9 protein-coding genes are annotated in these 11254 nt (G+C 74.6%); 1 reads left to right on the top strand and 8 read right to left on the bottom strand.

Annotated elements, in window-relative coordinates; genetic code table 11:
• From ACYVKY_RS03170 to ACYVKY_RS03135, 8 genes are all read right to left on the bottom strand, one after another.
• A partial coding sequence (locus tag ACYVKY_RS03170) for an arsenate reductase/protein-tyrosine-phosphatase family protein (RefSeq protein WP_460433542.1) occupies positions 1–375 on the bottom strand: 375 nt, incomplete at its 3' end.
• Positions 372–1859 carry a tyrosine-protein kinase domain-containing protein gene (locus ACYVKY_RS03165; RefSeq protein ID WP_460433541.1) on the bottom strand — a complete coding sequence of 496 codons (1488 nt, stop codon included), beginning with the start codon at positions 1857–1859 and terminating at the stop codon, positions 372–374. The genes ACYVKY_RS03170 and ACYVKY_RS03165, both read right to left, overlap by 4 nt.
• Positions 1860–1976: 117 nt before the next feature.
• Positions 1977–4175, bottom strand: coding sequence for a glycoside hydrolase family 71 protein (locus ACYVKY_RS03160; protein ID WP_460433540.1), 2199 nt, complete (start codon positions 4173–4175; stop codon positions 1977–1979).
• A gap of 231 nt (positions 4176–4406) precedes the next feature.
• Complete coding sequence (locus ACYVKY_RS03155; RefSeq protein WP_460433539.1) at positions 4407–5414, bottom strand: Rossmann-fold NAD(P)-binding domain-containing protein; 1008 nt, start codon at positions 5412–5414, stop codon at positions 4407–4409.
• The gene (locus ACYVKY_RS03150) at positions 5411–6391 is read right to left on the bottom strand and encodes an NAD-dependent epimerase/dehydratase family protein (protein ID WP_460433538.1); all 981 of its coding nucleotides are present in this window, start codon (positions 6389–6391) and stop codon (positions 5411–5413) included. The genes ACYVKY_RS03155 and ACYVKY_RS03150 overlap by 4 nt, the downstream gene beginning before the upstream one ends.
• The gene (locus ACYVKY_RS03145) at positions 6388–7719 is read right to left on the bottom strand and encodes a nucleotide sugar dehydrogenase (RefSeq protein WP_460433537.1); all 1332 of its coding nucleotides are present in this window, start codon (positions 7717–7719) and stop codon (positions 6388–6390) included. The genes ACYVKY_RS03150 and ACYVKY_RS03145 overlap by 4 nt, the downstream gene beginning before the upstream one ends.
• Positions 7716–9047, bottom strand: a complete 1332-nt coding sequence (locus ACYVKY_RS03140; protein ID WP_460433536.1) for a glycosyltransferase — start codon at positions 9045–9047, stop codon at positions 7716–7718. The genes ACYVKY_RS03145 and ACYVKY_RS03140 overlap by 4 nt, the downstream gene beginning before the upstream one ends.
• A gap of 5 nt (positions 9048–9052) precedes the next feature.
• Positions 9053–10756: a sugar transferase gene (locus tag ACYVKY_RS03135; RefSeq protein ID WP_460433535.1), complete on the bottom strand. Its 1704-nt coding sequence runs from the start codon at positions 10754–10756 to the stop codon at positions 9053–9055.
• 298 nt (positions 10757–11054) lie between these two features.
• On the opposite strand from ACYVKY_RS03135, the gene ACYVKY_RS03130 reads away from it, so the two are divergent.
• The coding region (locus tag ACYVKY_RS03130) for a hypothetical protein (RefSeq protein ID WP_460433534.1) at positions 11055–11254 on the top strand (200 nt) is incomplete at its 3' end.

Raw genomic sequence — 11254 nt, 5'->3', positions numbered from 1 at the left:
GGTGAACGTGCGGCTGCGGGCGGCCGGGTCGACGCGGGCGGCGTGCGCACGGTGCCGGCGCTCGGCCACCAGCACCAGCGACGCGCGCTCGAGCACCGCGGCGTCGAGCTGGCGGGTGCCGTCGTCGGTGGGCAGCTCGAGCCCGCGGGCGCGCAGCAGCGCGTCCATCGACGGGCAGCGGCGGGCGTGGGCGGGCGCGGCGGTGCCGGCCGAGCGCACGTCGAGCGCCAGCCCCACGGACGTCAGCCGCCGGCGCAGCAGCTCCTCGGCCGCGCGCGAGCGGCAGACGTTGGCCTGGCAGACGAGCAGCACCACCGGCAGGCGATCGGCGTCGGCCGCCGCCGGTCCCCGCGGGACCGCTGCGGGTCGCTTCACCGGCCGGAGCCGACCCGGTCCGGTCGCGCCAGGCCCTGCGCGGTGGTCGCCTCACCCGTGCCGGCGTTGTCCGACCCGGCCGCGCCCGGCGAGCGGCGGCGCGAGAACGCACCCGCGAGCCCGCCGCCGGTCGCGGCGGCCTCCTCGACCGGGGTGTAGCCGTAGGCCTCGGCGTTGCGCCGCGGGGCGAAGGTGAGCACCGACCCCAGCACCCGCGCGCGGGCGTGGTCGAGCTGGCGGCGGACGTCGGTGAGCGCGGCCCGGCGGGTGCGGCCGTGCCGGGCGACGAGCACCAGGCCGTCCGTGCGCTGGGCCAGGATCGCGGCGTCGGTGACGGGCCCGAGCGGCGGCGCGTCGACGACGACGACGTCGAAGCGCTCGACGAGCGCGGCCATCGTGCGACCGAGGCGCTCGGAGGCCAGCAGCGAGTTGGGGTCGGGCAGCCGCATGCCGGACGGCAGCACCGACAGGGTGGTCAGGCCGCCCCAGCCGATCAGCGCGTCGTCGAGCGGCACCTGGCCGACGACGACGTCGGTGAGGCCGACCTCGCCCTCCAGGCCCAGGTAGCGGGCCACGCTCGGACGCCGCAGGTCGGCGTCGACCAGGCACACGAGCGCACCGGACCGGGCCAGCGTCACCGCCAGGTTGCACGCGGTGGTGGTCTTGCCCTCCCCCGGACCCGCCGAGGTGAGCACCAGGCTCGTCACGGGCTCGTCGATGTCGACGAACTGCAGGTTGGTGCGCAGCGTGCGGAACTGCTCGCCGGTCGTGCTGAGCAGGTGGTCGCCGGCGAGGGGGCCGCGCTCGAGCGCCCGGTCGTCGCCGACCCCACCGAGGTACGGGGCGTGCAGCAGCTCGTCGAGGTCGCGGCGGGTGCGCACGGTGGTGTCGAGCCGGTCGCGCAGCACCGCGAGCGCGAGCCCGCCGGCCAGGCCCAGGGCCAGGCCGAGGGCCAGGTTGAGCGCCGGGCGGGGGCTGGTCGGGGCGTCGGGCTCGACGGCCGGCCGGGTCTGGCTGACCCGCACCGCCGAGGTGCCGCCGCGCTGGGCCTCGAGCTCCTCGATCGTCCTGGCGAGCTCGAGCGAGACCGCGTCGGCGATGCGGGCCGACGTCGCGGCGTCGGCGTCGGTCGCGGTCACCTCGATGAGCACCGTGTTCAGCGGGCTCTTCGCGCTCACCCGCCGCGCCAGCGACGAGGTGGACTCGGTGAGGTCGAGGCGGTCGACCACCGGCTGGAGCACGAGCGGGCTCGACACCAGCTGGGTGTACGACTTCACCCGCTGCACGGTGAACTGCGACTCCTGGTACAGCCCGCTGGTGTCGGCGGCGTCGCCCCCGAGGGTGACGAACGACTGGCTGGTGGCGGTGTACTGCGGCGTGGTCTGCCAGCTCACCAGGACGGCCGCGACCACCCCGAGCAGGACGCTCGCCACCGCCACCCGCCACCGCCGCCGGACGGCTGCCAGGTAGTCGGAGACCTCCATGCAGCCCCTCCGGTCGCGCCTCGGCGGGCCGCCCGCGCGGCGGCCACGCCCCCAATGCTAACGACGGCTCCGGAGGGTGTCAGGGAGACCGGTGAGGTCCCCCGGACGGCCCCACCGTCACCGCAGGCTGCCGTCCCCGTAGTAGCTGAGGTCCTGCACGTACGGCGTGGACGTGACCGGCTTGGGCAGCTGCGCCGTCCCGATCGTCGACCCGCCGCGGGTGATCGAGGCCTTCACCGTGCCGGTGGCGAGCGGGAAGGTCTTCGCGCTCACGCCGGCCGGCGCCTCCCAGGTGTGCACCGTGCTGCCGACCGTGACCTTGATCGTCGCCGGCGCGGTGAGGAAGACCAGCGCCTCGACGGTGTCGCGGGCGGGGATCGAGTTGCTCCGCAGCGTCATCAGCTTGGTCTGCGCGAAGGTCGGGCGGGCCGCCACCGGCTGGATGCGGCTGGTGACGTAGACCGCGTCGCGCTTCAGCGTCGGGGCGGTGCCCTTCTTCCACTGCGTCATCCAGTACGCCGAGGCGTCCACGAACGTGTAGCCGTGGTTGGCCGACGGCGCGATCGAGGCGTTCTCGGAGTAGTCGTTCCAGGTGGGGATGTGCACCCACTCGGCGCCGCCCTGGATGGCCGCGTTCCACGACCCGCGCAGGGTCTCGGTGTTGCCGGCCTCCCAGTAGGTGCTCTGGTTCGGCCGCACGTCCTGCACCGCGACAGGCGCCATCCAGATCTTGCCGAGCTGGTCGGCCTTCTGGCCCGCGCCCACCATGCTGGCCGTCTGCGCCGGGCTGCGCTCGCCCCAGGCGGAGAAGCCGTAGCTGATCGGGGCGAAGGCGTCCATGTTGGCCCGCCAGTCCAGGAAGGTCGGCACGAACGCGACGTTCTCGCCGTGCTGGGTGCGCATCGTGGTGATCCACGAGCCCCACCAGGACGCCGACTTCGCCTCGGCCTTGAACGGGCTGATGATCAGCCGGCCGTCGGACAGGCGCCCGGCCGACGGCTGGTCGGCGAGCTGGGCCATCGCGGTCGCGAGGGCCTCCGGCGTCTCGTCGTTCAGCGTCGTCATGTCCGGCTGCAGCACGATCATGAAGTCCGGGTCGACGGCCTTGGCGGCCGCGAGCAGGGCGACGATGCGGTCCCAGTTGGTGCCGCGGATGTTCAGGACGTCGACGGTGAAGCCGTCGAGCCCGGCCGCCCGGGCCTGGCGCACCTCGGTGCGCAGGTCGGCGTCGCGCCACCCGCTGCCGATGACCGGCCGCGGGAGCGGGCGGTCGCGCAGCAGGCCGCCGTAGGCCGCGTGCTTGCCGCTCTCCCCGGTCGGGCTGAGGTAGTTGCGGGTGTAGTAGTCGCTCGCCGCATCCTTGTCGTCCATCGAGACCGGGTACGGCGTGAAGTAGTGCGCGAAGGCCAGCCGCTGGGTGCTGCGCGGGTCGACGGTCATGTCGAACGGCAGGACGCCCGGGCTCGTCGTCGTGGGCGACGGCGAGGAGGTCGGTGTGGTCGTCGTCGGCGAGGCCGTGGTCGACGGCGAGGTCGTGGTCGAGCTGCTCGGCGGCGTCGTCGGCGACGTCGTCGGGGAGGTCGTCGGCGACGTCGTGGGGCTGGTGGTCAGCGTCGGGACCGGCTTGCCGGCCCACGGCTTCCAGGTGAGGCCCAGCACGGGGGCCTGGCCGCCCTCGCGGCTGGTGATGTTGATGCCGGCGTCGCCGGCGACGGCGACGACCTCGAGCGCGGCCTGCGGCGAGCGCACCAGCGTGGTGGGCACGGGCAGGTCGACCCAGCCGGCCCCGGTGACCTCGACGGTCGGCGTCGACTCCTCCGGCGCGCCGGGCGCGGGGGCGGCCTCGGCGGTGGCCGTCGACTCGGTCCAGCCGTCGGCGGTGACGCCGCGCACCGCGAGGCGCACCGGACCACCCAGCTCGGCGACGTGGACGCTCAGGGTGGCGGTGGCGAGCTCGCCCTGGTCGTTCGTGGCGAACTTCAGCAGCGTGCGGTCGCCCTGCGGCGCGACCTGCAGCACCGTCTCCGCGCCGCGGTTGGTGCGGCCGGCGGTGAGGGTGACGTCCTCGGAAGCCCGGAACCACGCCTTGGCGTCGAGCGTCTGCTCGTCGCCGAGGTCGTCGGCCGCCGCCCACCAGCCCTGGCCGGGCAGCAGCGCCGCCAGCAGCGCGAGGGTGCTCGCGGCGACGACACCGGCGATCGCGGGCCGCACGCTGACCCGGCGCGGCGCGGAGGGGGGCTCGGCGCGGTGACGGGACGTGGTGGTGCGGCGGACCGGCGGGCGCGCGGCGGACGATCGCTGGGCGTGGCGGGGCATACGGGGGACTCCTGGTGCTGACTGCGTGTGTCGACTGCACGCTGGACCACCTCGGCCCAGCATCCCCGTGCGGAGTAGTCCTGACGGGTACTCCGTGTATCGACGCAGGACGCTAGCACCTGTACGGCCCATCACCGAAAGCGACGATCCCGTCACCCACCGTCACGCCTGGGCCGGTGGGTGGGTGACCCGGCCCGGCGAGACGCCCGATCTGCCCGCCGGGGCCGTCACTCAGGCGTGGACGCCGGCGAGCTCCTCCCGCAGCCACGCGACCGTCCCGGCCATGCCGTCCTCGAGCCCGACCCGGGCCCGGAACCCCAGCACCGTCTCGGCCCGTGAGACGTCGAGCACCCGGCGCGGCGTGCCGTCCGGGCGGGTCGTGTCCCACCGGGTGGTGCCCTCGTACCCCGCGGCGGCGGCCAGCACCTCGGCCAGCTCGCGGATCGAGGTCTCGCGACCGGTGCCCACGTTGATCGGCGCGCTCCCGCAGCCCGACGCGGCGGCCAGCACCAGGGCCCGGGCCGCGTCGGTGACGTGGAGGAACTCGCGCGTCGGCGTGCCCGAGCCCCAGTTCACGACCTCGTCGACGCCGTCGCGGGCCGCCTCGAGGTAGCGGCGCGCCATCATCGGCGCGACGTGGCTGGTCTCGGGCGCGTAGTGGTCACCGGGTCCGTACAGGTTCGCCAGCACGACGACCGCGCTCGACAGGCCGTACTGCCGCTCGAAGGTGGCGCACGCCTCGTGCAGGAGGCGCTTGGCCATCCCGTAGGGACCGGTGGCGCCGGTGGGGGCGCCGTCCCAGATGGTGTCCTCGCGCAGCGGGTTGGGCGCGTCCTCGGGGTAGGTGCACGTGGTCGACACCAGGACGAAGCGCTCGAGGCCGGCGAGCCGGGCCTCGTCGAGCAGGTGCAGCCCCATCACCGCGTTCGCGTGCAGGAAGTGCCCCGGGTTGGCCACGTTCGCGCCGATGCCGCCGACCGCGGCGGCCGCGTGCACCACCACGGACGGCTGCAGGTCGGCGTACATGCGTCGCACGGCCTCGCGGTCGACCAGGTCGTAGCGGTCGGACGCGACGGGCAGCGCCTGCGCGCCCGCCCGCTCGAGCTCGGCGACGACGTGGCTGCCGAGGAACCCGCGCGCGCCGGTGACCGCCACGCGCCGCCCGGCCAGCGACGCCGGGTCGGGCAGCACGACGGACTCGCCGGCGGGCGCGCCGGACGAGGCGGAGGGTGCGGTCACCGCGCCCCTGCCGTGGCGCCGAGCACGGTGTCGGCGTACCAGCGGGCGGTGCGGGCGACGCCTTCCTCCAGCTCGACCCTCGGCTCGAACCCGAGCGCGCGGGCCTTGGTGATGTCGGGGCAGCGCCGGGTGGTGCCGCCGGCGCGCAGCGGACCGGGCACCGGCGTGACCTCGACGCCGAGCGAGGAACCGATGAGGCGCACCAGGTCGGCGATGCTGAGCTCGCGCTCGGTGCCGAGGTGGTAGATCTCGCCGGGCGCGCCCCGCTCGCCCACCAGGTGGGCACCGGCCGAGCCGTCGGTGACGAAGCAGAACGAGCGGGTCTCGGACCCGTCGCCCTGGATCGGCAGGTCGATCGCGGTCTTGGTGAGGCCCTCGCTCACCTCGACCACGCGGCGCGAGATCTCGGGGATGACGTGCTCGTTGCCCATGTCGGGCCCGTAGAAGTTGTGCGGGCGGAAGACGACCGTCTCGAGGCCGCGCGGCGCGCCCATGTGCAGCGCCATCAGCTCGCACGCGATCTTGCCGCCGCCGTAGCTGAACCGCGGGTTCAGCACGTCCGGGATCTTCAGCGGCTCGGACTCGGGGGTCGGGACCGTCTCGGGCTCGTTGTAGGTCTCGCTGGTGGAGGCGAGTACGTAGCGCCGCACGCCGTGGGCGAGCGCCGCCTCGATCGTGTTGAGGGTGCCCTTGATGCCCACCTCGAGCACGTCGGCCGGCCGCTCGTAGAAGTAGCGCGTCCCGTTGATGTAGGCGAGGTGGTAGACGACCTCGACGCCCTCGGTGGCGCGCAGCACGGTGTCGGCGTCGCGGATGTCGCCCTCGACGAGGCGGACGTTCGACCCCATCTCGAGCAGGCGGTCGGCCCGACCGCGGCTGTTGTCGTCGAGGACGACCACGTCGTGGCCGGCCTCGGCCAGGTCGCGGCAGAGCGAGGACCCGAGGAACCCGCTCCCCCCGGTCAGCAGGACCTTCACGCGTTCTCTCCGTCCGTGGTCGCCCCGGCGAGGACCTCGCCGGCGCGGTAGAAGATCTGGTCGGTGCCGCCGACGTTCCAGATGTCGGCGACCCAGGTGTCGGGGGCCTTGCGCGCCAGGCGCTGCAGCGCCTCGCGGTAGCCGGTGTGGTTCGTCGCGACGAAGACCACGCCGGCGCCGTCGAGGGCCTCGTCGAGGTCCCAGTTGCGCGGGTTGCCCGCGGACGGCTCGGGGATCGGGTCGGCGAGGTGGTGGTCGGTGACCCGCACCTCGACCGGCATCTGCCGGTTGACGTACCGCCAGAGCTTGGGCGCCAGGCTGTCGCGCAGGTCGTCGGTGTCCTGCTTGAAGGTGAAGCCGAGGACGGCGACGACCTGGTCGTGCAGGTCGACCCGCTGCGACAGGTGCTGCACCAGGAACGCCGGCACGTACTCGTTCATCTTCCACGCCGACAGCAGCATGTCCGGGTACGGCGACCACTCGTTGAGCATCCCGAAGTCCTTGCGCAGGCAGGTGCCGGCGGTCATGCCGGGCGCCGCGAGGAACGAGCGGGGGTAGCCGTGGTTGGCCAGGGCGCGGATCTCGTGGATGTTGGCGCCGAAGTCGTCGGCCACCAGGGCGAACTGGTTCGCCAGCGCGAAGTGCACGTAGCGCAGGATGTTGTTGAAGAGCTTGACCAGCTCGGCCGACTTCCAGTCGGTCGGCAGCGTCTCCTTCGTCAGCCGGCCGAACAGCTCCTGGGCGCGGCGGCCGCTCTCGGGGTCCTGCGACCCGACGATCTGCGGCAGCGTGTGCAGCTCCTCGCGCGCCTTGCCCTCGGCGATGCGCTCGGGGCAGAAGGCGAGGAACAGGTCGACGCCGACGCGCAGGTCGGTGTGCCGCTCGATCCACTTGCGGACGAACTCGGTGGTGCCGGGGCCCACGGTGCTGCGCAGGCAGAGCAGCTGGTCGGGGCGCAGGTACGGCCGGATGTTCGCGAGCACCTTGTGGATCTGGGACAGGTCGGCCTCGACGTGGTTCATCAGCGGCGTGCCGACCGTGATGACGATCGCCCGCGACTGCGCCACGACCTCGGCGTCGGCCTCGACGACCAGCCGGCGGCTGCCGACGAGCTCGTCGAAACCGGGCTCGGAGAACGGCATCCGGCCGCGGTTCACGCTGTCGCGCAGGTGGGGGTCGGTGTCGACGCCGATCGTCTCGAGCCCGGCCTCCATCAGCGACAGCGCGAGCGGCAGGCCGACGCGGCCCGTGCCGACGACGCACACGTCGTAGCGGAAGGTGGTCTGCGCGGGCGCGGTGAGCTGATCGAGCTCCGCCTCGATGGTCATGAGTCCTCCGGTGTGGCACGCGAGACGGTCTCGCGCAGGTGGTGGTCAGATGGGCCGTGCGAGGGGTCGAGGAGCTCGCGCACCAGGTCCGCGTACCGTCCCACGCCGGCGTCGGCGCCGTAGCGGGAACGGGCGTAGGCCACCCCGGCGGCGGACATCCGCTCGCACGCCTCGGGGTCGCCCGCGAGCAGGGTCACGGCGTCGAGCAGGGCGCCGGGGTCGGCCGGGTCCACCCGGACGGCCGCACCCGACTCGTCGAGGACCGTGGCGGTCCAGCCGTGGGCGGGGACGGCACCGACGACGGGCCGGCCCGAGACCAGGTACGAGGTGAGCTTGCTGGGCAGCGACATCTCGACCATGTCGGGCCGCTCGTTCAGCAGCAGCAGGTCGGCCGCGGCGAGCACCTCGGGGTAGAGGTCGTCGTCGACCGGGTCGACGAACCGCAGGGTCGGGACGCCGGCCGCGAGCGCCTCGAGCTCGCGGCGGCTGCTGCCGTCGCCGACGAGCACGAGGTCGACCTCGGTGCCGCGGCGGTGCGCCTCGCGGGCCGCCAGCACGACGTTCTCGAGGCCCTGCTTGGCACCCATGTTGCCGGTGTGCACGACGGTGAGGGCGTCCTGCCGCCAGCCCAGCCGCGCACGGGCGGTCGCCTTGTCGCTCGGCGACGGCGTGACGTGGGACCAGTTGGGCAGCAGCCGGACCCGGGCCGGGTCGACGCCCATCCGCTGGACGGCGTCGCCGAACCCCTCGCCGATGACGCCGACCAGGTCGGCGCTGCGCAGCATCGTCCGCTCGACGCCGCCGACGACGCCGGACACGCGGGCGCCGCCGCGCACGCCGCCGTTGGCGGCCGCGTTGCCCATCAGGTCCTGCACGACGGCCGCCCACCGGACGCGGCGTCGCCCGGCGGCCCAGCGGGCCATCGGCAGCGCCGCGAGCGACGGGCTGATCGCGACGACGGCGTCGGCGCGCGAGGCGGCGTCCTGCAGGGCCGCGCCCGGCAGCCAGCTGGCCTCGAACGCGGCGCGGCGAAGGGCGTCCTGACGGGCCGGCACGTAGTGGCGGGCGCGTGCGACCTCGACGCCGTTGCGGTGCTCGCGGCTGAGCGGCGCGCGGTGGTCGGGCGAGGGGACCCAGGCCGGGTAGTGCGGGATGCCGGTGACGACCCGCACCCGGGCGCCGAGCGAGGCGAGGTGCTCGGCCGCGCCGGTGGTGTACGGCGCGATGCCGGTGGTGTCGGGCCAGTAGTTCACGCCGACGAGGAGCACGCGCGCGCCGTCGAGGACGTCGCGCCGGGTACCCGTCGCGGTGGACGGGTGCGCGGTCACGGCCATCAGTACGCCCCCGAGCCCACGACGACGGCGCGGGCCGTCTTCCACAGGATCTGCAGGTCCATCGCCAGCGACCAGTTGTCGACGTAGCGCAGGTCGAGCCGCACCGACTCGTCCCAGGTGAGGTCGGAGCGCCCGCTGACCTGCCACAGGCCGGTCAGGCCGGGCCGCACGCGCAGCCGGCGGTGGATCTCGTCGTGGTACTGCTCGTACTCCTCGACCAGCGGCGGGCGCGGGCCGACCAGGCTCATGTCGCCCTTCACCACGTTCCACAGCTGGGGCAGCTCGTCGACCGAGAACCGGCGCAGGAAGCGCCCCACCGGGGTGATCCGGGGGTCGCGCCTCATCTTGAACAGCAGGCCGTCGCCCTCGTTGTCCTGGGCGAGCTCGGCGCGGAGCCGGTCGGCGTCCTGCACCATGCTGCGCAGCTTCCACATCGTGAACGGCACGCCGTCGCGGCCGACCCGGCGCTGCGGGTAGAAGGCCGGGCCGGGGCTGGTGACCCGGACGAGCAGCGCGGCGACCAGCACGACCGGCAGGGCGGCGAGCGCCGCGCCGACGCCCACGACCCGGTCGAGCACGGCCTTGCCGAGCAGGCGGCCCGAGCTGTTCGACGGCCGCTCGACCCGCAGCAGCGACAGCCCGGCGGCGGGCCGCAGGGACACGTGCGGCCCGGTGACCTCGATCAGGCCGGGCGCGACCATCAGCTCGGCACCGGTGCTCTCGAGCGCCCAGGACAGGCGCCGCAGGGACGGCCCCGTCAGCTTCGAGCCGACGACGATGACGGCGTCGATGGTGTGGTCGACCACGACCTGCGGGACCTGGGAGATGACGCCGAGCACGTCGACGCCGGCGGCGGGGTCGATGTCGGGACCGCGCACCGGGATGCAGCTGCCCACGACCTCGAGGCCGTGGTGGCGCTCGCGCGCCAGGTCGGTGCTGAGCGAGGCGACGGCGAGCGGCTCGCCGACGACGAGCGTGCGCAGCATGGCGGCGCCGGCCCCGCGGCGGCGGTGCAGACGGCGGCGCCAGACGTAGCGCGCCAGCATGGTGAGCAGCATCGTCGCGGGGACGGCGACCAGGACCGCGCGGCGCGGCAGCAGCAGCTGCAGCGAGAACGCGACGACGCCCATGATCGCGATCGAGAGCACGGCGGCGCGCAGGACCGACTGGAACTCCTCCGGCCCGTCACCCACCAGGTGGCGGTCGTAGCCGCGCACGAGCGACAGCAGCGAGAGCCAGGCCACGGCCCAGACGAACGCGCCCGGCAGCCACAGGTGCGAGGTCGCGGGCAGGCTCCACAGGCCGAGGCCCATCGCGACGAACGCGCAGAGGGCGTCGGTCGCGGCCATCCGCCGCTGCAGCGGGAGCACCCAGGTGGACCGGCGGCGCTCGGCGGCGCGGCGCAGGCCCTCGGGGTCGGGCAGGTCGTCGCGGTGGAAGGGCAGCCCGGTCGCCCAGGAGAGCCGCTCGCCGACCGGGGCGTGGCGGCGCTCGGCGACCGGGACGGCCGGCTCGGTGGTCGGCTGGCCCGGCACGACGTCGAGGTGGTCGGCCCGCACGAGGTCGAGCCGGTCGTCCGGCCGCGGGCGGGCGTCGTCGACGACCTCGAGCCGGTCGTGGTGCACCACCTCGAGCCGGTCGCCGCGCACGTCGACGCGATCGCCCGCCTCGGGCTCACCACCCGACGGAGATCCTGCTCCCACCCTCGACACCCCCTGCGTCGTTCACCGGCCGGACGTCTCCCGTCCACCTCGGGGACCGGACGGGCCGGCAGGAGGTGGCGGGGACCACGACGTGACCGAATGTAGTCGGCCTCCACCTCACCCGGATCCCGGTTTCGCGGATCCGCCCCATCGTCCCTCGCGCAGCGGGGCCCGTTCGGTGGACCCAGGGTCACCCGGTAGCCCGATCGGCGGAACAGGTGTGCCTCCGGGGTCCCGCACCCGTCACGACCTTCGCGGGCTCGCCTCGCGCACGACTCCCCGACCGTACCCTCGGCGGGTGCCCTCCTCCCAGCGTCGGCCGCGCCGACGGGTGCGCCGCGTCGTCGTCCTCGTCGTGGCGCTCGCCGCGCTCGCGGTGCTCGGGTGCCTCGTCGTGGGCGGCCTGGCCGCCCGCGACGCCCGGGCGCACGCGCTCGACGCCCAGCGCGCCGTCGCCGACCGGCAGACCGAGCTGTCGCTGCTCGCCGACGCCGCGTC

It is taken from the genome of Angustibacter speluncae (genome assembly GCF_054777815.1).
The sequence above is the reverse complement of the archived record's forward strand: the minus strand, read 5'-3'. Positions and strand labels throughout refer to the sequence as shown.

Coding starts and splice junctions, on each gene's coding strand:
- ACYVKY_RS03165 (WP_460433541.1), bottom strand. CDS start 1,859: ATGGAGGTCTCCGACTACCTGGCAGCCGTCCGGCGGCGGTGGCGGGTG.
- ACYVKY_RS03145 (WP_460433537.1), bottom strand. CDS start 7,719: ATGACCATCGAGGCGGAGCTCGATCAGCTCACCGCGCCCGCGCAGACC.
- ACYVKY_RS03160 (WP_460433540.1), bottom strand. CDS start 4,175: ATGCCCCGCCACGCCCAGCGATCGTCCGCCGCGCGCCCGCCGGTCCGC.